Below are 19061 nucleotides of genomic sequence, written 5' to 3'. Positions count from 1 at the left end.
GCGTCAACGGGGGTCACCCAAACGCGCTGCGCCTCCTGCAAACGATTCGCCAAACTGCTGCCCGGCGAAACCCAGTGCGCTCCCTGCTTGGGGATGCTGCCGCTGGATCTTCGTGTGAACGGGGGTAGTCGGTGATGTCTCCCGGCTTCGCGGTAGTAGCTCTGGCTGGGCTGGGGCTCGGCGTGTGGGTGCTGCACAAGATCGGCCGCGCCCTGGCCTCGGTGGTGGAAGCCTTGGCTGCGGCGGCTGTGGTGTTCGTGGCCCTGTGGTGGCTGTGCAAGGCCGTCGTCTGGATGCTCGCCCAGGTGGTGACGCGGTGGCGGACAAGCCTCGCCGTGATCGCCGTCTATGTCTGGTGCGACCTACTGGGCTGGCTGTCGCTCGCCCTGGTCCTGGGCGGCATCGCGGTAGTCCTGGCGACGTGGTGGGCGATCGGCCCTGTCTCGTTCGACCAGTGGTGCTGGCGCTTCCTGCGCTCCTGGTGGGCCCGCTGGGCGGTCTACGGGCGGAAGCTGCCGGAGTGGCTGCACGCCTGCGGCCTGTCGGTGCGGGACGAGGCGCTGCCGGTGGTGGTGAACGTGAACCTCGTCGGCCGACGGCGCGCCCTGTCCCGCTCGACCTCGAACCAGCCGAACGCGCGGACTCCGAGGGTGCTTGGCGTCCGCTCCCGCGCCTCCTGGGATGAGGTGCGGGTGGAGCTGGTGGCCGGGCAGAAGCCGGAGGACTTCGACGACGCCGCCCGCGCTTTGGCTGTCGCGCGGAAGGTCGCTCGCTGCCAGGTGCGTGAGCTGGCTCCCAACGTGGTGTCGATCGACTTCCAGCGACGTGACCTGCTCGGCGGCGGGGTGACCGGCCCCCAGGTACCTGACGGTGTCGACTCGACCGGCGTGGACTTGCGCAACGTCTGGGCGGGGCGGACTGAGTACGGGTGTGACTGGCGGGTGCCGCTGCTGGGTTCGGGCGCGCACTGTCTCGTCGCTGGTGCGTCGGGTGCGGGCAAGAACTCTGTGATGTGGTGCCCGCTCGTGGCCGCCGCGTCGGCGATCAGGTTCGGGGTGGTGCGGATGTCCGGTATCGACCCGAAGGGCATGGAACTCGCCTATGGACGCGGGATCTTTTCCCGCTACGCGGTCGGTGGGAAGGACGCGGTGGAAGTCCTTGACGGCCTGGTGGAGGAGATGGAATCCCGCAAGCGCGCGTTCGCCGGTCGGCTGCGCATGATCCCGGTGTCGACGGAGTATCCGTTGGAGCTACTGGAGTTCGACGAGATCGGCGCGCTCACGAAGTACACCGACCGCAAGACCCGTGAGGCCATTGTGGAGCGTGTCGCGCTCCTGACGACGCAAGGGCGGGCGCTGGGGATCTCGGTCCGCGGCTACGTCCAGGAGCCGACGAAGGACACCGTCCCGGTCCGGGAGCTGTTCACCCGGCGAGTGTGCCTGCGAGTCACGTCCAAGACGCACGTGGGCATGGTGCTCGGTGACGGCGCATACGAGCGCGGCGCGTGGGCGAACCGCATCGGCGACTCGGAGGCCGGTGTCGGCTACGTCTGGGGCGAAGGCATCCGCGAGCCGCTGCGGATCCGCGCCGGGTGGGTCTCCGACGACACGGTCAAGGCGCTGGAGGCGTACGTGACGAACGGGGGTGTCGCGGATCTGCGGCACGGCGGCGAGGGGGTGGCCGCATGAACCGGCTGATGATCTTCCTCGACGCCATCCGCGATCACCTCGACTCCCACCAGCTCCCGCCGGCCGCGTCGGTCGACGTCAACGCCTGGTCCAGCCCGATCAGGGTCCAGCTCGACGCGGACGGCCTGCCCGAGGTCTCGCGGGCGTTGCTGGTGTGGGCGCAGACGCTCGAGGACGTCTCGGCGCGGTTGTGGCGGCTGGGTGAGGGGAGGTGGGTGCATCTGTCGATCACCGGGCGGACGCCGTGCGGCATCCCGGTCCGGGTGTTCGGTGTGGTGCAGTTCGACCCGAGCACGTTCCCGGATCTCCCGGTTGGGGCGCAGCAGGACATGCCGGTGTACCTGCTGCGCGACTGGTCGTCGCCTGGGGAGGTGGCGGCCTGATGAGCGAGACACGCGCGGAACGGATGCGGGTACCGCTGGCGGCTGACGTGATCCGGGCGACGGCGGAGAAGCACGGCGTCTGCGTCCGCCCGTTCACAATGGAGGTCGGCGACACCGAAACCGGCGAACTGCGCTACGTACCCGTGCCGTGCGGCTCCACCGTTGAGTCGGTGTGCTTGCCGTGTGCGCGGAAGGCGAAGGCGCTTCGGCAGGCCCAGTGCCGCGAGGGCTGGCACATGACCGAAGAACCCAACCTCACCGCCGCAGCTCCCTCCGAGGATCACAAGGAGTTGCTGACCTACCGCGCCGATCTGGTTGCGGCCTATCGGGAGGTGGTCGAGCAGGACCAGGCGGAGACCGAGGATCTGCGGGAGGAGATCACCGGGGTTGATGCGGAACTTCGGCAACTCGGGATGCGAGGTCGACTGCCCGCCCTCGACCTCCCGACCAAGCGGGGCGTGAAGCGGTCAACGAAGCGGCGGCAGGACGCACCGAACCTCCCGCGCCAAAAGGTCAGCAAGACCACAGTGGGGCGGGAGTACGCGGGGAAGTTCCGGCCGTCCATGTTCGTGACCCTGACCTGCGATTCCTACGGCCCGGTTCGCGATGGGGCCCCGGTCGACCCGTCTCGGTATGACTACCGGCGGGCGGCTCGGGATGCGGTGCACTTCTCGGCGCTGGTCGATCGGTGGTGGCAGAACCTCCGCCGGGTCGTCGGCTGGGACGCCCAGTACTTCGCCACCGTCGAACCCCAGAAGCGCACCGCGCCGCACCTGCACGCGGCGATCCGCGGTGCGATCCCGCACGACGTCATCCGGCAGGTCACCGAAGCCACTTATCACCAGGTTTGGTGGCCGTCGCACGACCAGGTCGTCTACGTCGATCGGCTGCCGGTCTGGGACGGCGACACCCGGACGTTCCTCGACCCGGACACTCGCGAACCGCTGACCACCTGGGACGACGCCGTGGAAGAGGTCGAGGCCCCCGCGCACGTCGTCACCTTCGGACAGCAGGTGCACTCCAAGGGCATCCTCGGCGGCACCGAAGAGGCCGGCCGCCATATCGGCTACCTCACGAAGTACCTCACCAAGTCCACCGGTGAGGTGGTGGAGGCGGACACGGCGCGGTTGCGGGATCACCACGACCGGTTGCACGCCGAGCTGTCGGTCACGCCGTGCTCGCCGCGCTGCGCGGTGTGGCTGCTGTACGGGGTCCAGCCCAAGGGCGCGGGCAGCAAGACCACTCCGGGGCACTGCAAGGGCCGGGCCCACCGGCGAACGACGCTCGGGCTGCCGGGACGGCGGGTGCTGGTGTCGCGGAAGTGGTCGGGCAAGACGCTCGACGACCACAAGGCCGACCGAAAGGCCTTCGTCCAGCAGGCATTGGCGGCGATCGGGATCGAGAAGCCACAACCGGACCCGGCCCGGCTGGCCTGGCGGAAGGTCGAGCCCGGAGACCCGCACGTCCCGCCCCGCGATCACCTCGTCATGCACGCGATCGCGGAACGGATCACGTGGAAGGCCGAGTACGACCGGGCGCTACTCGCCGCCTCTGGACCAGCGGGGACTGATCCGGAAACTTCGGCAACTCAGCTCGCAGCGTGACAAGGGGGAGCAATGAACAACGTCCACAGCATCGAACGCCTCTGGTCCGTCGACGACGTATCCGACTATCTCGGCGTTCCGGTCAAGACCCTCTACCAGTGGAAATGGCGCGGTGAAGGTCCGCCGGTGAAGAAGATCGGCCGGCACCTGCGCTACAACCCAGCCTCCGTGCGGGCCTGGGCCACCGAAGCCGCGTAACCAGTTTCGAGAAAGGGAAGTCCACATGGGACATATTCAGGACAGGTGGTACCGCCAGGCGCGGAACCCGGAAACCGGACGGCTGCTCTTCAATGACAACGACAAGCCGGTCATGGAGCGCTCCGAGCTGTACGGCATCGGGCTGCGGTACAAGGTGCGGTACCTCGATCCGGACAACAACGAGCGTTCGAAGTCGTTCGCGGACAAGCAGAAGAAGCGTGCGGAGAACTTCCTCATCGAGGTCGAGTCGGACAAGCGGGAAGGCAAGTACGTCGACCCACAGGCCGGGCGCGCGCTGTTCGCGGTCGTTGCGGATCGGTGGGTCGCGGCGCAGACCTTCGATCACACGACGCGGGAGCGGGTAATCAGCCGTCTCGCCAACCACCTGAAGCCGTTCTTCAAGGCGAAGACCATCGGGGCGGTCAAGCCCAGTGACGTCCAAGCCTGGCTTCGCTGGCTGCAGGATCGCGAGGTGAGCACGCGCTCGCGGGTCCTGTACTTCACCCACCTCGTGTCCATTCTCAGCTTCGCGAAGGAGGACAAGCTCATCGTGAGCAACCCGGCTCAAGCGTCGAGCGTGACTCGGCCTCGGGCGGATCTGCGGCAGGTGCAGCCCTGGCGTCCGGGGCGGGCACAAGCCGTCTTGAACGCGCTGCCCGTCCGGTTCAAGCCGGTCGTCCGGATTCCCGCTGGGATCGGCCTGCGGCAGGGTGAGGTGTTCGGCTTCTCCCTGGACGACGTCGACCGGGAACGGAACATCGCCCAGATCGAGCGGCAGGTCCGGATCGTCGACAACGTCCTGTGCTTCGCGCCGCCGAAACGGGGCAAGACGCGAGAGGTGCCTATCGGCGGTGAGCTGCTGTCCGCGCTGGACGAGTACGCCGAGCGGTTCCCCGCCACTGAGATCACGCTTCCGTGGGTGCATCCCGAGGGCAAGCCGGTCACCGTGAAGCTGCTGATGGTCGACTACGACGGGTTGCCGTTCCGGCGTGGCGGTTTCCGGCTGAGCGTCTGGCTACCTGCGCTCAAGAAGGCCGGCGTCGAGAAGCCGACCCGGGCGGACGGGATGCACGCGCTCCGTCACCTCTACGCCTCGGTGCTGCTCGACGCGGGCGAGTCCATCAAGGCCCTGTCCAGCTACCTCGGCCACTCCGACCCGGGCTTCACCCTGCGCGTCTACACGCACCTGCTCCCGACCAGCCACGAGCGCACCCGCAACGCCGTCGACGCCCTGTTCAGAGACGGCCTGGCGGCGGCCTGAGGAAGATCCACAAGGGTAAAACCGCAGCTAGGCGTACATGGCCAACCAGATCGCGATGTAGTGGGAAATCGCCGCGAGCACGGTGCACGCGTGGAAGTACTCGTGGTACCCGAAGGTATCCGGCCAGTGGTTGGGCCACTTGAACCCGTAGAACGCCGCCCCCAGGGTGTAGAACAGCCCACCCACGCAGAGCAGCACCACCGCCGCCACGCCGGCGTGCGTGAAAAGCTCGGGGAACACGAACACCGCGACGTAGCCGAGCGCGATGTAGATCGGCACTCCGAGCCACCGCGGTGCGTGCGGCCACAGCATCTTCAACGCCACGCCGAGAACCGCGCCGCCCCAGACGATCGTCAGGACCACGTAGCCCGTCGGCTTGGACATCGCCAGCAGGGTGAACGGGGTGTACGTGCCCGCGATGAACAAGAAGATCATCGAGTGGTCCGCGCGCTTCATCCACTTGTACGCTCGCGGGCTCCACAGGCGGCGGTGGTACAGCGCGCTCACGCCGAACAGCCCCAGGACCGTCAGGCCGTACACCGACGTCGCCAGTGCCGCGGTCGAAGACACTGTGGACGCCGCCAGGCTGATCAGTGCCGCCGCTGCCGCGACGGCGCCGAAGAACGTCCAGAAGTGGATGTGCCCGCGCAGCCGGGGGCGGAGGTCCACTACGGGCTCGGGTGGTTCCGTCGTCAGGCTCACCCGACCAGGTTACGGGACCGTAGGTTCCCGGGCAGCGGTCAAGTCACGCGCCTCACACCGGGTGCGTAGGCTTCCTCGACGTGAGTGTGCGCTCCTTCTTGTCCGACGTCCTGTACAGCGCCTACGGCCGGCGCCTCATCCAGCAGGCCGCCGGCCGGCATCCGCGGCACATCGCCATCATGCTCGACGGCAACCGCCGCTGGGCCCGTGAAGCCGGCTTTTCGGACGTCGCGGACGGGCACCGGGCCGGGGCGAAGAAGATCGCCGACTTCCTGAGCTGGTGCCACGAGGCCGACGTCGAGGTCGTCACCATGTGGCTGCTCTCGACCGACAACCTCAACCGCGACCCGGACGAGCTCACGCCGCTGCTGAAGATCATCACCGACGTCACCGACGAGCTCGCCGCGCCCGGCAAGAGCTGGCAGCTGCGGATCGTCGGCGCCCTCGATCTGCTACCCACCGAGGTCGCGAAGCGACTCAGCGAAGCCGCCGCGCGCACCGAGGGGCGGACCGGGATGGAGGTCAACGTCGCGGTCGGTTACGGCGGGCGGCAGGAAATCGCCGATGCAGTCCGCAAGTTGCTGCTCCAGCACGCGGACGAGGGCACGACCATTCACGAGCTCGCGAAGATCCTGGACGTCGACCACATCTCCGAGCACCTCTACACCTCGGGGCAGCCGGATCCGGACCTCATCATCCGGACTTCCGGTGAACAACGCCTTTCCGGATTCCTGCTCTGGCAGTCCGCGCATTCGGAATTCTGGTTCACCGAAGCGTATTGGCCGGCATTCCGCCGCGTCGACTTCCTGCGCGCCATGCGCGACTACGCCTGGCGGCACCGGCGATTCGGATCGTAGAGACGCCGAAGGGCCCCGGAGCGAACTCCGGGGCCCTTCGCAAGCCACACTCAGTGGTGGTGGTGCTCCAGCGAGTGCAGGATCAGCGCCGGGGTGGTGGCGATGCCCGCGTAGGCACCGGCGACCAGGGAGGCCGCGCCGTAGCCCAGGGCGCCGCCGCCCTCGATGAACGTGGCGTAGGCGTCGCCGAACGTCGGGTCCGGGGTGCCGCCGTGGTCGCCCGTGGCGGCGAACGCGGTGCTGCCGATCATCATGAGGCCCGCAGCGGTGGCGGCCACGAAACCAGCCTTCTTCAGCACTTCGCACACTCCTAGGTAGAACTGTTGGGATCCGGGGCACCGGAGGACCGGTGGTGTGTCCCGCAGTCAAAAAATTACTCGCTTATCGGGCTTCTCGTACGACCTGTACGCCCATTGTGTGAGCCTGACGCAGGCGCTTTCACTCGGTACGGTTCTCTCTTCGTGGCGCAAAATGCGGCGTTGCTCCGAACGTGGTAAAAGCTCATCCCTTGATCTTGTGAATACGTCGGGTCAGCAATTTTCCCAAGATCATTCCGACGTGTGTGCATCGAATGGGGACCTGGTCACCCACGGTGACCATCACCAGCTGTCGATGTCGGACGACCGACAGTGAGGTGACGATCTGGCGAATCACCGTGTTGGCTCCCTGCGCGATCTCGGATTCGTGGGTACCTTCCGAGGTGAGGGCACGCGTTCCGTGCGGGTCCTCGCGGGAGGCCCTGGTCGTGACGGTGATCGAGGGGGCGGCGCAGCCGCCCACGAGACGCACGAGGGGGCCGGCACCCGGCCCTCGTGGCCGCGCCACCTGACCCACCGGTCAGAGGGAGTGGTCCAGCCAGGGAGGTGCCCGGCCCAGCGAGTGCGGGCGTGAGGTGCACACGCCCTCGAGGGAGATGCCGTCGTGACTGCGCAGCGTTTGCCCCGTAAGGCCTCTGGCCGTTCTTCGACCGGTGCCGTTCCTGGCCCGGAGAAAGCCTCGACCTCGCCCGAATCCCAGCAGCACATGTACGTGCTCGACACGTCGGTCCTCCTTTCGGACCCGTGGGCGGTGACCCGCTTCGCCGAGCATGCAGTCGTGCTTCCGCTGGTCGTCATCAGTGAACTGGAGGCGAAGCGCCACCACCCGGAGCTCGGCTGGTTCGCCCGGGAGTCCCTGCGCATGCTCGACGACCTGCGCCGGCAGTACGGCAGGCTCGACGCGCCGCTCCCCATCGGGGACCACGGCGGCACGCTGCAGGTGGAGCTGAACCACTCGGACCCGACGGTGCTCCCGGTCGGGTTCCGCACCGACTCCAACGACCACCGGATCCTCGCCTGCGCGCTCAACCTGGCGGCGGAGTTCCCGGCGGTCACCCTGGTGACCAAGGACATCCCGCTGCGGGTCAAGGCGGGTGCGGTCGGGTTGGAAGCCGACGAGTACCGCGCGCAGGAGGTCACGCCGTCGGGCTGGACCGGCATGGCGGACGTCGACGTCGAGCAGGACGTGCTCGACACGTTGTTCGGCGGCGCCACGGTCGATCCGGTCGAGTACGGCATGGACGACGTCTCCGAGCTGCCCTGCCACACCGGGCTGCGGCTGCTCGCGGGCACGTCCAGCGCGCTGGGACGGGTCACGGCGGACAAGCGCATCCGGCTGGTGCGGGGCGATCGTGAGGCCTTCGGGCTGCACGGCCGCAGCGCCGAGCAGCGCGTCGCGCTCGACCTGCTGCTCGACTCCGACGTCGGCATCGTCTCCCTCGGCGGCCGCGCCGGCACCGGCAAGTCGGCGCTCGCGCTGTGCGCCGGGCTCGAAGCCGTGATGGAACGCCGTCAGCACCGCAAGGTCGTGGTGTTCCGGCCGGTCTACGCGGTCGGCGGCCAGGACCTCGGCTACCTGCCCGGGTCCGAGAGCGAGAAGATGCAGCCCTGGGCGCAGGCGGTGTTCGACACCCTCGGCGCGCTGGTCAGCCAGGAAGTGCTGGACGAGGTGTTCGACCGCGGCATGCTCGAGGTGCTGCCGCTGACGCACATCCGCGGCCGCTCGCTGCACGACGCTTTCGTGATCGTCGACGAAGCGCAGTCACTTGAACGGAACGTCCTGCTCACGGTGCTTTCGCGGCTCGGCACGGCGTCGCGGGTGGTGCTCACGCACGACGTCGCGCAGCGCGACAACCTGCGCGTCGGCCGGCACGACGGCGTCTCGGCGGTGATCGAGAAGCTGAAGGGCCACCCGCTGTTCGCGCACGTCACGCTGACGCGCTCGGAGCGCTCGCCGATCGCGGCCCTGGTCACCGAGATGCTGGAGGACCACGGCTGAGCTTGAAGTCCGTGAAGGCCACCTCGGTTCGAGGTGGCCTTCACGGCGTTTACCAGCCGGAAGGAAGCGGGCGGCCTTCGGCGAAGCCGGCCGCCGACTGGACGCCCAGCAGGGCGCGCTCGTGGAACTCCTCGAGGGTGCGCGCGCCCGCGTACGTGCACGAAGAGCGGACGCCGGAGCCGATCGAGTCCAGCAGGTCCTCGACGCCGGGGCGGGCCGGGTCGAGCGACATCCGCGACGACGAGATGCCCTCCTCGAACAGCGCCTTGCGGGCGCGCTCGAAGACGTTGTCCGTGCGCGTCCGCGCGCCGACAGCGCGCTTCGACGCCATGCCGAACGACTCCTTGTAGGGCCGGCCCTGCTCGTCGAACCGCAGGTCACCGGGGGATTCGTAGGTGCCGGCGAACCACGAGCCGACCATCGCGGCGGACGCGCCCGCGGCCAGCGCCAGCGCGACGTCGCGGGGGTGGCGGACGCCGCCGTCGGCCCAGACGTGCTTGCCCAGCTCGCGCGCCGCGGCCGCGCAGTCGGCGACCGCCGAGAACTGCGGGCGGCCCACGCCGGTCATCATCCGGGTCGTGCACATCGCGCCCGGCCCGACCCCGACCTTGACGACGTCGGCGCCGGCCTGGATCAGGTCGCGCGTGCCCTCGGCCGTGACGACGTTCCCGGCGACCACCGGGACCTGCGGCGACACCGACCGGACGGCCTTCAGCGCGGCGATCATCTTCTCCTGGTGCCCGTGCGCGGTGTCGACGACCAGCACGTCGACGCCCGAGCCGAGCACGGCTTCGGCCTTCGCCGCGACGTCGCCGTTGACGCCGACCGCGGCGGCGACGCGCAGCTTGCCCGCACCGTCGACCGCCGGGGTGTAGATGTCCGCGCGCAGCGCCCCGACGGCGGTGAGCACGCCCGCGAGCCGGCCCTCCGCGTCCAGGCCGAGGGCGAGCTGGGCGCCGTGGCTGTGGAGCCGCTCGAAGACCTCACGCGCCGGCGTGGTCAGCGGCACCGCGACAGCCGCCGGCTCCGCGACGTCGGCGAGACGCGCGAAGCGGTCGACACCCGCGCAGGCCGCTTCGTCGACGATGCCGACCGGGCGGCCTTCGCCGTCGACGACCACGACGGCGCCGTGAGCACGTTTGTGGACCAGGTTGAGGGCGTCGGCCACCGCGTCGCCGCCGGTCAGCACCAGCGGCGTGTCCCACACGGTGTGGCGGCTCTTCACCCAGCCGACGATCTCGGCGACGGCGTGGGTGTCGACGTCTTGCGGGAGCACCACCAGCCCGCCGCGGCGGGCGACGGTCTCGGCCATCCGGCGGCCGGCGACCGCGGTCATGTTGGCGACGACGATCGGGATGGTCGCGCCGGTGCCGTCCGCGGTGGAGAGGTCGACGTCGAAGCGGGACTCCACGTCCGAACGGTTCGGCAGCAGGAACACGTCGTCGTAGGTCAGGTCGTGGGCGGGCCGGTGGCCGTCGAGGAAACGCACGAGTCCCCAGGCTACGTGGCCCGGGCGCGAACGGCGAACGTGGGAGGATCGGAGCATGAGCCGCCGTGACCGGGACACCGAAGGACGGGCCCGCAACGCGCGGCCGCGCGACGGCCTCGGCCGGCCGCTGCCGTACGGCGCCGACGGCGTCGAGCGCCAGCCGGAAGGCATCGCGCGGACCCCGGCGCAAACGCTTGCGGAGGCCCAGCAGCTGCTCGACGACGGCAAGCCGTTCCACGCGCACGAGGTCTTCGAGGACGCGTGGAAGACGACCGACGGGCCGGATCGGGAGCTGTGGCGCGGGATGGCCCAGCTCGCGGTCGGCCTGACGCACGCGGCCCGCGGCAACACGGCCGGAGCGGCGTCGCTGCTGGAGCGCGGCGCGGCGAACATCGAGCCGTACCGAGGCGAGCCGCCGCACGGGATCGACGTCGCCGGGTTGCAGGAGTGGGCCCTCACGCTGGCCGAAGAGGCGAAGAAGCGGGTGCGGGTGTCGCCGACGTCGCCGCGGTTGACGTGCTGACCGCGGCCGGGGCCGCGGGTATCGCCGCGGTGGCGTCGCTGATCGGCGTGACGCTCGGCGCGCTGCTCGAACCGCTGAAGCTCAACGCGGCGCGACGCGCGAAGCTGCGGCAGGACCGCGCCGACCGCTGCGCCGGACTGATCGAGGCCGCGACGCGGGCGCGCAAGCACATCATCGACATCAACGTGGTCCACCGCCGCCGGACGCTCGGCAAGGAACGTGAGACGGACGCGCAGCGGGAGGTCGAGTTCGAAGACGGCTACTACACGGCCCGCACCGAAATACGCGCGTTCTACGGGCTGCTCGTGATGAGCGGGCCGGACGAGCTGGTCGCGCAGGCGAACCTGCTCCGCAAGAAGGAGATGGAGCTCCACCACACCCGGTGGGAACTCGACGCCGACGAGAAGTTCGACCGGGAGTTCCTGCCGGCGCCGGTCCGGCAAGCCAGTGCCGCGTTCGACCGGGCGATCGAGGAGTTCGCCCTCGTCGCCCGGAAGCACACGTCCTGATACCGCAACCAGCACGGACGGCCCGGGCCGGGATCCACCAGCCGGGCCGTCCGGACAGGGCTGCCTAGTGATCGTTGAGGTAATAGTGGTCGCTCGCGTGCTGGAAGTCCGGACCCAGGTAGACCGTGACGCCGATGCTCACGTGTTCCGGGAGGTCGTGCGTGCCGCCATCAGAAGCCCTGGCCGTGGCGCAAGATCCCAGTCCACCGGAGGCGACGAGCGTGTAACGCTCGTAGTAGGCGCCCGAACCCTGTTGGACGGAGACACGCGCCCGGGCAGCAAGTCCGTCGGCGAACGAGTCGCAGACGGACACGACGTCGCCGTTCTCTTCGACGTAGACAGTGCCACCCTTGTTGCCGTCCGTGGTGGTCCACGTGTGGTCCCAGCTGCCGCCGGGCGGGTCCACGGTCGCCGACGCCGACGTCGCGGTCAGGAGTGTGCCGCCGGCGACGAAAGCGGTCGTCGCGACCAAGGCCGCGATTTTGTTGCGCATTGTGTGACTCCCATTTCTCGCACTCGCACACGGAAATCCGGGCGAGTTGTAGACCAACCCCAGTTGCCGAGAGCGCCGGAATCGTCACCCCAGTCGGGCGAGACGCTCTCGCCAGGCCGAAAGTGCCAGCCGTGACTGGACGGCGTCAACCGGCCCCGGACGTTTTACCCGTGCCCGAAGGGTCCCTGGAAACGGAACCTCCGCGCGGCGTGCCGCTACCTGCGAAATCAGCGTCACCGGTGTCGGCTACGGCGTCGAATAGTGCGTTTTCTTCTTGAAATGCACTTCGCGGGAGTGGCGATGGCCCACCGCCGAGCCCCTAGGCCTCGTCCCAGCCGGTCGACGCGGTCTTCTCCGCGCCCAGCGTCGTGCCATCGCCGTGGCCGGTGTGCACCTTCGTCGCGTCCGGGAGCGTGAACAGCTTCTCGCGGATGGACTTCACGATCGTCGGGTAGTCCGAATAGGACCGCCCCGTGGCACCAGGGCCGCCGTGGAAGAGCGTGTCGCCGGTGAACAGCACGCCCAGCTCTTCGGCGTACAGGCACACCGCGCCCGGCGCGTGTCCCGGCGTGTGGATGACCTTCAGCGCCGTGCCCGCGATCGTGATCGTCTGGCCGTCCGTCAGCTCGCCGTCCGGCGCGCGGTCCGGGTGCGTCTGGTCCCACAGGACCCGGTCGTCCGGGTGCAGCAGGATCGGCGCGCCGGTGGCCGCGGCGAGCTCCGGGGCGGCGTTGACGTGGTCGTTGTGCGCGTGGGTGCAGACGATCGCCGCCAGCTTCCGCTCGCCGATGACGTTCTCGATCGCCTTCGCGTCGTGGGCCGCGTCGATCACGATCACCGTCGTGTCGTCGCCCACGATCCAGACGTTGTTGTCGACGTCCCAGCTGCCGCCGTCGAGCTGGAAGGTGCCGGACGTCACGAGGTTCTGCACGATCGCCGTCATGCGCCCGACCCTAACGCGGTAGGCCGGGTGTTCGACAGTCGGCGGTCCAGGAGCAGCGCGCCGATGGCCAGTGCGGTGAAGAACAGGCCGATGGCGATGCAGTTGAGGGTCACGCGGCCGTAGCCGAGCGCGCCGGCGTCGACGAACGGGTACGGGTAGAAGCCGGTGATCGCGCCGCGCGGCAGCGTGAAGGCGAGCCAGGCCAGGGGGTAGAGCAGCGACCACCAGACCGTGCGCCAGGTCAGGGCGCCGCGCGGGCCGGCGACGAGCCAGCCGAGCACGAACAGGATCGGCGTGACCTTGTGCAGCACGGTGTCGGCGAACAACGGAAGCCCGTGCAGCTCGTACAGGCCGGCGAGGGCGACCTGGTAGACGATGCCCGTCACGATGATGCCGACCAGCGCGTCGAGCCAAAGGACGGCGAAGAGCTTGTTGCGGGCCGCACCCAGGGCGACGAGCGCCGAGGTGGCGGCGACCAGCAGGTTCGAGTCGATGGTGAAGAAGCAGAGCAGGTTCGCGAGCCGGCCGCCGGGATCCGTCGCGGTGGCGATCACCTGGGTGACGAGACCGGTGAGCGCGACCAGCGTGGTGACCGCGAACCAGGCGCGGGTGAGCTTTTCGCTGCGCATGTCCGGAGGATAGTTCCACTGTGGACCACCCGATCGAGTCGAGCCGGTCACCCGGTGCGCGTCCTATTGTCGGCGGAGATGGACGTCGAACGCACGCCGGGGCGGCGCGGGCGGACCGCGCTGGGCCCGGCGGAGGAAACCGGGCCGGTCGCGGGGTTCGCCCGCCGGTTGTGGGAGCTGAAGCGCGCGGCGGGCGACCCGTCGTACGACCGGATGCGCACCGAGCTCGGTGCGCTGGCGTCGAAGTCCGCCCTGTCGGCGGCGGCCCGGGGGCGCCACCTGCCGAGCTGGGAGACGACGTGGGAGTTCGTGCGGGTACTGGCGGTCGGGGTGCTGGGCCAGGACGAGACATCGGCGCGGCTGGAGTGGCGCGGGTACTGGGAGGCCGCGAGCGAGCCGGATCCGGAAGACGTTGAGCTCGCCGACGCCGGGCTCGCCGGTGCTGGGATCGCCGACGCTGAGATTGCCGAGGCCGGGCTCGCCGACGTTCCGGTCGCGTCGCCACGCCGGCGCCGGGCCGTCTACGGGCTGGTCGCCGGGGTCGCCGTCGTGCTGGTGGGCGGGCTGGCGCTGGTGTTCGGCGGGGCGTTCGCCGAGGTGCCCGCCGGCGCCGGTGACGTGTCCGAGCTGGTCGCCGACGTCACCTACCCGGACGGCACGCCCGTCCCGGCGGGCAGCCGGTTCGTCAAGACCTGGGAGTTCCGCAACGCCGGATCCGTCCGATGGATCGGCCGGTACCTCGTCCGCTCCGGCTCGTTCGGCAGCCCCGGAGAGTGCCGCACGCCCGACCGGGTGCCGGTGCCCTACGCCGCCCCCGGCGACCTCGTGCGCATCTCCGTCGAGGTGCAGGCGCCGCCGTCGCCCGGGCACTGCCAGGTCTACTGGAAGATGGCCGACGCCGAAGGGCACCTGCTGCTGCCGGACGCCCGCGCGGTGTTCTTCTCGCTGCCCGTCGTGCCCTGAATTTGGCTTTCAATGGCGCCGGTCAATTCGCTGACCTGCGCGGACGGTCCTGCTTTGGCTTTTGGCCAGGACATCCCTTCCCCGGTCCATCGGCGGTCCTTACCGTCGTCGGTGTCCGGATCTCCTGGGCGAATCCATTTCATCTTTTCTTGCAGGGGAAGGAAATCCATGCGTCCGTATCTGAGGGTCGCGGCCGTCACGGGGGCCGCGCTCGTCGCGGGACTGCTGCCCGCCGGCCCGGCGTCGGCCTCGGCTCCGGCGACGGGGGTCGTCGCGAGTGATCCGATCATCACGTGCGAATCCGGGTACCACGGCTGGATGCGCCGGGCCGGCAAGGACGCCATCTGCCTGTGGCCGGGCGAGCGCACCTGGGACATCCGCGTCTTCGAGTGCGCGGGCGACCTGACGCTCTACTTCAAGAACGGCAAGCACGCCTACTGCGGCGGCTCGATGAAGTTCGGCATCGACATCGCCGAAACGTCCACTGTGGTCAAGACGAAGGTGGGGAACCGATGATCCGCGAGCTGGTCGTCCCGGTGGTGGCCCTGGCCGCGACGCTGCTGGTGGCGCCGTCGGCGTCCGCCGCGACGAAGGTGTGCAGCGGCGGCCAGCTGATGGGCGGGGCGACGAAGGTCGTCGAGGTGAGCGCCGGGCAGAAGATCGACATCACGGTGCACAACAGCGACTACCGCGGGATGCTCGTCCAGATCGTCGAAGACGTCTTCGACCGGGGCCTGTGGAGCGGCGCGATCGCCCCGGGCAAGGAGCACACGGTCTCGCACGGCGTGCTCGGCGACCCGCCCGTCTACCACAAGATCCGGTTCGAGGTGACGTCCAACCTGTCCAACAACTACACGTACGCGATCAGGTCGGACCGCTGCTACTGAGTCCGGTGGCGCCCCGGTGTGGTGCACCGGGGCGCTCGGTCGTCAGGCCGCGGTGAGGGCGTCCCGGAGGGTGGTGAACGCCTCGTACTCGGCCTTCTGCTCGACGGGCAGCTGGTAGCTGGCGGCGAGGAGCTTCGGCACGGAGGGGATGATGCTGAGCTTGAAGCTCTGCCCGTCCGTCGTCTTGATGACGAACCGGCCCTGCAGGTCGCGCTTCTTGACCGAAGCGCGGTTCGCGTCCGTGATCGTCAGCGGGGTGCCCGCCGTGATCGTCCCGCTCTTTTCTTCGAGCGGGACGATCACGAGGTCGGTCGAGCCCGGCCGGAAACCGATCGCGAAATTGCTGACGGTGGTGGTGCGGAAAACGATGAAGTTCTTCTGCTTGATTTCCGCGCCGTACACCTTGGTGTAACCGGGCCCGTCGGCGACAGCCCCGTCGAAAGCCGCGTGGATCGCCGCTTTCATCTCTTCCTTGCTTGCCACTTGTGCTCCTCCATGACCGCTCGGGGACTGAGCGGGTCTTCAGGGAGCAGCATCGTAGCGGTGACCGGATCTTCGTCCTGTCGGTAAAATTCCTGACATTTCACGCGTCGAATAAACCGAACTTCGGCGATTCTGGTGAAATTGTCAGCGCAGCGCTTTCACCAGTGCGGGGACGAAGACCGACGCGTCGACCGTGCCCCAGCCGCTGGCGACGTCGAAGCCCTTCGCCGCGGTGAATCCGGTGACGCCGTCCTGGCTGTTGTCGCCTTCGGTGACGTCGACGATGCCCGCCTTCATGCCCTGCGGCCCGAGCTTCGTGTACAGCGCCGGGTTGATCTGGCCGAGCCTGCCGTGTCTGGCCTGCACCGCGAGCGCGAGCACGCCGGCGAACAGCGGCGCGGACTGCGACGTGCCGTAGACGCCTTCCATGCTGATGTCCGGGAACGAGCGCATCTTGCTGCCGGTGATCTTCTTGACGCCGTCCTGCCAGTTCGGCCGCGCGTAGGTCTTCGACAGCCCGGCGCCTTCGGAGAAACCGTTGTCGGCGACGTTCACGACGTCGTCGGCCTTGGTGCGGGCGCCGTTCGCGTCGAGGTGCAGCTGCGTGCCGCCGAGCGTCGTGACGCGCGGGTCGGACGCCGGCCAGCTCGCGACGCGGTACGGGTAGTTGCCCGGGCCGTAGAGGTAGCCGCCGGTCGGGCCGTCGTCGCCGGAGGAGGCGACCATCGTGACGCCGGCCTTGCTCGCGCGCTCCAGCGCCGGGTCGAGCGTCTTGATCGAGTCGAACGACGGGAAGTTCTCTTCCGTGGTCCCGAAGCTCATCGAGATGACGTCGGCCAGCTTGTGCTCGGTCATGTAGTCGACGGCGTGCATCATCTCGGGCAGGCCGGTGAAGCCCTGCGTCTCGGCGACCGGCGTCGCCGCGACGATGATCTTCGCGTTCGGCGCCATGGCGTGCATCATCGTGACGTCGAGGTCGGTCTCGCCGCCCCAGCCCTGGCAGGTGGCGGTGTCCACGCCGGGGTCGGTGCACGCGGGCACCGCGCCGGACGGCTCGATCACCTCGACGTTCGCCGGCGGCAGGCCGTGGTTCTTCGAGTACGTGTCGAGGACCTGCTTGACCTGGTCGTCACCGAAGGACACCAGCGTCGCGACAGTGCTGCCCGCGCCGGTTATGCCGGCGTTCCACAGCTTCGTCGCGTTGTACGCGGTGCTCTCCTTCGGCAGCGACGCCATCGCCGCTTCCAGCTTGGCGACGCGCTTCTGCACGGTGTCGGCGCCGACGAAGGACTGCGCGGCCGCCGTGAAGTGGTGCTTCGACGGCTGGTGCCCGGCGTTCGGCGTGCTCGGCACGGGCGAGGCGCCGGCGGGCGCCGCGAACGCGGTCACGAGCAGGGTGGTGCTCGCGAGCAAGCCGGACACAGCGCGCAATCTCATGCTTTCTCCCTGGCCGAAGGAAACTCCGTCAGCCACTCTGCTCAGCAGAGGGAGAAGGCAACATCGACTTTCGTCTTTCCTTTTAGGAGGAAAGCACCGCGGAGACGTCCGATGTCGTGATCGATACTTTCGTAGTCAGCTCCCTTCCGAACGGTCGCCGTGCAACAGGCCGCGGACCGTGTCGATCGTGTCCGCGTCTCCCGCCTCCTTGTCCGGGCGGTAGCGGACGACCCGCGCGAACCGCAGCGCCAGGCCACCGGGATAGCGCGTCGAAACCTGGGCGCTGTCCAGCTCGATCTCCACCACGACCTCCGGCCGGACGTACACCGTCCAGTCGTCGCGGTGGGTCTCGATCTCCTGGAACGTCGTCGTCTGCCACGCCAGGATCTCGTCGGTCATGCCCTTGAACGTCTTGCCCACCATGATCGGCGGGCCGCCGTCCGGGTCGCGGGCGCCCAGGTGCAGGTTCGACAGCGTGCCCGTGCGCCGCCCGTGGCCCCACTCCGCCGCGAGCACCACCAGGTCGATCGTGTGCACCGGCTTGACCTTCAGCCACGCGCGCCCGCGCCGCCCGGCCGCGTACGGCGACGCCAGGTCCTTGACCATCACCCCTTCGTGCCCGGCTTCCATCGCCGCCTCCAGCACCTCGGCGGCGCGCGAAACGCCCACCTCGCCGGGGATCACGTGCGCCCCGGCGACCTTGCGCAGCGCCGCGTTGCGCTCGGACAGCGGCGCGTCCAGCAGGTCGACGCCGTCGAGGTGCAGGCAGTCGAAGAAGTACGGCCGCAGCAGCAGCGCCTTCACCTGCTCGTCCCGCGTGCTGCCGAACCGGCTCATCGTGTCCTGGAACGGCCGGGGCCGTCCCGCGTCGGTCAGCGCCAGGGTTTCGCCGTCCAGGACCACCGACTCGCACGGCAGCGCCCGCACGAGCTCGACCAGCTCCTGCACGCTCCCGGTGATCTCGCGCAACGTCCGCGTCCAGACGTGCACCTCGTCACCCTGGCGGTGCACCTGGATCCGCGCACCGTCCATCTTGTACTCGACGATCGCCTCGGCGTGCTCGGCGACGGCCTCGTCCAGCGACTCCGCCGGCGACGCCAGCATCGGCTTGATCGGCGTCCCCAGCGTCAGCCGGAACTCCGCCAGCGCCGCCTGCCCGCCGGTCAGCGCCGCGACGCCGGTGACGCCGAGCTTCCCGGACAGCATGAAGGCCCGCCGCACGTCGACGGCCGGCACCTCGGCCGCCGCCGCGATCGCGTCGACCATCACGCCTTCCAGCGCGCCCTGCCGCAGCTCGCCGGTGACCAGCCGGAACAGGAACTGCTGCTCCTCCTCGGTGAGCCGGGCGAACAGCGCCCGCAGCACGTCCTGCCGTCGCGTCGAAGAGCCGGTGCCCGCGGCTACGCCGGCGGCCTCTGTCAAGGCCGCGTCCACCTCCAGCACCGTGATCACCGGCGACGCGGCGGGCGACGCGCCGAGCCCGGCAAGGGTGCGCCAGCCCGCACCCAGCCGGTCCTGCGCCGTCTGCCCGGTCAGGTACGCGATCACCGTGGCCAGCTCGGTGAACTCGGCCGCGCGCAGCAGAACGGCCAGGATGGCGATCTTCGCCTTCCTGGACCGCGTCGCCGCCAGTTCGGCGGACGCCCGGACTATCTCGCTGAGCAACACCCGGACATCATGACCCGGACCACCGACA

At 69.4% G+C, this 19061-nt stretch carries 22 protein-coding genes; 12 read left to right on the top strand and 10 right to left on the bottom strand.

All coding sequences use genetic code 11. From position 1 onward, the window contains the following. Nucleotides 1-134 precede the first annotated feature (134 nt). The 5 genes from ACZ7PG_RS26375 to ACZ7PG_RS26355 are packed head-to-tail and all read left to right on the top strand — an operon-like array spanning nucleotide 135 to nucleotide 5134. Complete coding sequence (locus ACZ7PG_RS26375; protein WP_470241734.1) at nucleotides 135-1688, top strand: FtsK/SpoIIIE domain-containing protein; 1554 nt, start codon at nucleotides 135-137, stop codon at nucleotides 1686-1688. Continuing rightward, nucleotides 1685-2071 (top strand): hypothetical protein, encoded by a 387-nt coding sequence (locus ACZ7PG_RS26370; protein ID WP_470241733.1) that lies wholly within the window; start codon nucleotides 1685-1687, stop codon nucleotides 2069-2071. The genes ACZ7PG_RS26375 and ACZ7PG_RS26370 overlap by 4 nt, the downstream gene beginning before the upstream one ends. Continuing rightward, nucleotides 2071-3675: a replication initiator gene (locus tag ACZ7PG_RS26365; RefSeq protein ID WP_470241732.1), complete on the top strand. Its 1605-nt coding sequence runs from the start codon at nucleotides 2071-2073 to the stop codon at nucleotides 3673-3675. The genes ACZ7PG_RS26370 and ACZ7PG_RS26365 overlap by 1 nt, the downstream gene beginning before the upstream one ends. Nucleotides 3676-3687: 12 nt before the next feature. After that, complete coding sequence (locus ACZ7PG_RS26360; RefSeq protein ID WP_465449507.1) at nucleotides 3688-3873, top strand: helix-turn-helix domain-containing protein; 186 nt, start codon at nucleotides 3688-3690, stop codon at nucleotides 3871-3873. Nucleotides 3874-3898: 25 nt separating this feature from the next. Next, nucleotides 3899-5134 (top strand): tyrosine-type recombinase/integrase, encoded by a 1236-nt coding sequence (locus ACZ7PG_RS26355; RefSeq protein ID WP_470241731.1) that lies wholly within the window; start codon nucleotides 3899-3901, stop codon nucleotides 5132-5134. Nucleotides 5135-5161: 27 nt separating this feature from the next. On the opposite strand, the gene trhA is transcribed toward ACZ7PG_RS26355, so the two are convergent. Then, complete coding sequence (gene trhA / locus ACZ7PG_RS26350) at nucleotides 5162-5803, bottom strand: PAQR family membrane homeostasis protein TrhA (protein ID WP_470242418.1); 642 nt, start codon at nucleotides 5801-5803, stop codon at nucleotides 5162-5164. A 113-nt stretch (nucleotides 5804-5916) separates the two neighbouring features. On the opposite strand from trhA, the gene ACZ7PG_RS26345 reads away from it, so the two are divergent. Next, nucleotides 5917-6693, top strand: a complete 777-nt coding sequence (locus ACZ7PG_RS26345; protein WP_470241730.1) for an isoprenyl transferase — start codon at nucleotides 5917-5919, stop codon at nucleotides 6691-6693. Nucleotides 6694-6743: 50 nt separating this feature from the next. On the opposite strand, the gene ACZ7PG_RS26340 is transcribed toward ACZ7PG_RS26345, so the two are convergent. Both ACZ7PG_RS26340 and ACZ7PG_RS26335 read right to left on the bottom strand, forming a co-directional pair. Further along, entirely contained in the window at nucleotides 6744-6992 is a 249-nt protein-coding gene (locus ACZ7PG_RS26340) for a hypothetical protein (RefSeq protein WP_470241729.1), read from the bottom strand. A gap of 202 nt (nucleotides 6993-7194) precedes the next feature. Beyond that, complete coding sequence (locus ACZ7PG_RS26335; RefSeq protein ID WP_470241728.1) at nucleotides 7195-7482, bottom strand: hypothetical protein; 288 nt, start codon at nucleotides 7480-7482, stop codon at nucleotides 7195-7197. 234 nt (nucleotides 7483-7716) lie between these two features. Between ACZ7PG_RS26335 and ACZ7PG_RS26330 the strand changes: the two genes are divergently transcribed. Next, nucleotides 7717-9009, top strand: a complete 1293-nt coding sequence (locus ACZ7PG_RS26330) for a PhoH family protein (protein ID WP_470241727.1) — start codon at nucleotides 7717-7719, stop codon at nucleotides 9007-9009. A 49-nt stretch (nucleotides 9010-9058) separates the two neighbouring features. On the opposite strand, the gene guaB1 is transcribed toward ACZ7PG_RS26330, so the two are convergent. Then, nucleotides 9059-10498, bottom strand: coding sequence for a GMP reductase (gene guaB1, locus ACZ7PG_RS26325; RefSeq protein WP_470241726.1), 1440 nt, complete (start codon nucleotides 10496-10498; stop codon nucleotides 9059-9061). A 55-nt stretch (nucleotides 10499-10553) separates the two neighbouring features. On the opposite strand from guaB1, the gene ACZ7PG_RS26320 reads away from it, so the two are divergent. Together ACZ7PG_RS26320 and ACZ7PG_RS26315 are read left to right on the top strand one after the other, a co-directional pair. Beyond that, complete coding sequence (locus ACZ7PG_RS26320) at nucleotides 10554-11021, top strand: DUF309 domain-containing protein (protein ID WP_470241725.1); 468 nt, start codon at nucleotides 10554-10556, stop codon at nucleotides 11019-11021. Beyond that, nucleotides 11015-11530 carry a hypothetical protein gene (locus ACZ7PG_RS26315; RefSeq protein ID WP_470241724.1) on the top strand — a complete coding sequence of 172 codons (516 nt, stop codon included), beginning with the start codon at nucleotides 11015-11017 and terminating at the stop codon, nucleotides 11528-11530. Before ACZ7PG_RS26320 ends, ACZ7PG_RS26315 begins: the two co-directional genes overlap by 7 nt. 64 nt (nucleotides 11531-11594) lie before the next feature. Here ACZ7PG_RS26315 and ACZ7PG_RS26310 read toward each other — a convergent pair whose 3' ends face one another. The 3 genes from ACZ7PG_RS26310 to ACZ7PG_RS26300 all read right to left on the bottom strand — a co-directional run bounded on the left by ACZ7PG_RS26310 (nucleotide 11595) and on the right by ACZ7PG_RS26300 (nucleotide 13595). Beyond that, a complete protein-coding gene (locus ACZ7PG_RS26310; RefSeq protein ID WP_470241723.1) occupies nucleotides 11595-12023 on the bottom strand; it encodes a hypothetical protein in 429 nt (142 codons plus the stop codon). Nucleotides 12024-12342: 319 nt separating this feature from the next. Beyond that, nucleotides 12343-12966 carry an MBL fold metallo-hydrolase gene (locus ACZ7PG_RS26305; protein WP_470241722.1) on the bottom strand — a complete coding sequence of 208 codons (624 nt, stop codon included), beginning with the start codon at nucleotides 12964-12966 and terminating at the stop codon, nucleotides 12343-12345. Further along, nucleotides 12963-13595: a Pr6Pr family membrane protein gene (locus ACZ7PG_RS26300; RefSeq protein ID WP_470241721.1), complete on the bottom strand. Its 633-nt coding sequence runs from the start codon at nucleotides 13593-13595 to the stop codon at nucleotides 12963-12965. The genes ACZ7PG_RS26305 and ACZ7PG_RS26300 overlap by 4 nt, the downstream gene beginning before the upstream one ends. 78 nt (nucleotides 13596-13673) lie before the next feature. Between ACZ7PG_RS26300 and ACZ7PG_RS26295 the strand changes: the two genes are divergently transcribed. From ACZ7PG_RS26295 to ACZ7PG_RS26285, 3 genes are all read left to right on the top strand, one after another. After that, entirely contained in the window at nucleotides 13674-14558 is an 885-nt protein-coding gene (locus tag ACZ7PG_RS26295) for an NBR1-Ig-like domain-containing protein (RefSeq protein WP_470241720.1), read from the top strand. A gap of 168 nt (nucleotides 14559-14726) precedes the next feature. Further along, nucleotides 14727-15074: a hypothetical protein gene (locus ACZ7PG_RS26290; RefSeq protein WP_470241719.1), complete on the top strand. Its 348-nt coding sequence runs from the start codon at nucleotides 14727-14729 to the stop codon at nucleotides 15072-15074. Further along, nucleotides 15071-15445: a hypothetical protein gene (locus ACZ7PG_RS26285; RefSeq protein WP_470241718.1), complete on the top strand. Its 375-nt coding sequence runs from the start codon at nucleotides 15071-15073 to the stop codon at nucleotides 15443-15445. Before ACZ7PG_RS26290 ends, ACZ7PG_RS26285 begins: the two co-directional genes overlap by 4 nt. 42 nt (nucleotides 15446-15487) lie before the next feature. On the opposite strand, the gene ACZ7PG_RS26280 is transcribed toward ACZ7PG_RS26285, so the two are convergent. The 3 genes from ACZ7PG_RS26280 to ACZ7PG_RS26270 form a co-directional block, all read right to left on the bottom strand. After that, on the bottom strand, nucleotides 15488-15928 hold the full coding sequence (locus ACZ7PG_RS26280) for a hypothetical protein (RefSeq protein WP_470241717.1): 441 nt from the start codon (nucleotides 15926-15928) through the stop codon (nucleotides 15488-15490). Nucleotides 15929-16072: 144 nt separating this feature from the next. Further along, complete coding sequence (locus ACZ7PG_RS26275; protein WP_470241716.1) at nucleotides 16073-17365, bottom strand: S53 family peptidase; 1293 nt, start codon at nucleotides 17363-17365, stop codon at nucleotides 16073-16075. Between the two features lie 135 nt (nucleotides 17366-17500). Beyond that, nucleotides 17501-19033 (bottom strand): ATP-dependent DNA ligase, encoded by a 1533-nt coding sequence (locus ACZ7PG_RS26270; protein WP_470241715.1) that lies wholly within the window; start codon nucleotides 19031-19033, stop codon nucleotides 17501-17503. Nucleotides 19034-19061: the final 28 nt, after the last annotated feature.

The sequence above is a fragment of the Amycolatopsis sp. NPDC114504 genome (assembly GCF_055633595.1).
This window is presented reverse-complemented; position numbering and strand designations above follow the sequence as displayed.

Coding starts and splice junctions, on each gene's coding strand:
- ACZ7PG_RS26305 (WP_470241722.1), bottom strand. CDS start 12,966: ATGACGGCGATCGTGCAGAACCTCGTGACGTCCGGCACCTTCCAGCTC.
- ACZ7PG_RS26360 (WP_465449507.1), top strand. CDS start 3,688: ATGAACAACGTCCACAGCATCGAACGCCTCTGGTCCGTCGACGACGTA.
- ACZ7PG_RS26295 (WP_470241720.1), top strand. CDS start 13,674: ATGGACGTCGAACGCACGCCGGGGCGGCGCGGGCGGACCGCGCTGGGC.
- ACZ7PG_RS26275 (WP_470241716.1), bottom strand. CDS start 17,365: ATGAGATTGCGCGCTGTGTCCGGCTTGCTCGCGAGCACCACCCTGCTC.
- ACZ7PG_RS26320 (WP_470241725.1), top strand. CDS start 10,554: ATGAGCCGCCGTGACCGGGACACCGAAGGACGGGCCCGCAACGCGCGG.
- ACZ7PG_RS26355 (WP_470241731.1), top strand. CDS start 3,899: ATGGGACATATTCAGGACAGGTGGTACCGCCAGGCGCGGAACCCGGAA.
- ACZ7PG_RS26300 (WP_470241721.1), bottom strand. CDS start 13,595: ATGCGCAGCGAAAAGCTCACCCGCGCCTGGTTCGCGGTCACCACGCTG.
- ACZ7PG_RS26370 (WP_470241733.1), top strand. CDS start 1,685: ATGAACCGGCTGATGATCTTCCTCGACGCCATCCGCGATCACCTCGAC.
- ACZ7PG_RS26285 (WP_470241718.1), top strand. CDS start 15,071: ATGATCCGCGAGCTGGTCGTCCCGGTGGTGGCCCTGGCCGCGACGCTG.
- ACZ7PG_RS26330 (WP_470241727.1), top strand. CDS start 7,717: ATGTACGTGCTCGACACGTCGGTCCTCCTTTCGGACCCGTGGGCGGTG.
- ACZ7PG_RS26365 (WP_470241732.1), top strand. CDS start 2,071: ATGAGCGAGACACGCGCGGAACGGATGCGGGTACCGCTGGCGGCTGAC.
- ACZ7PG_RS26290 (WP_470241719.1), top strand. CDS start 14,727: ATGCGTCCGTATCTGAGGGTCGCGGCCGTCACGGGGGCCGCGCTCGTC.
- ACZ7PG_RS26310 (WP_470241723.1), bottom strand. CDS start 12,023: ATGCGCAACAAAATCGCGGCCTTGGTCGCGACGACCGCTTTCGTCGCC.
- ACZ7PG_RS26375 (WP_470241734.1), top strand. CDS start 135: ATGTCTCCCGGCTTCGCGGTAGTAGCTCTGGCTGGGCTGGGGCTCGGC.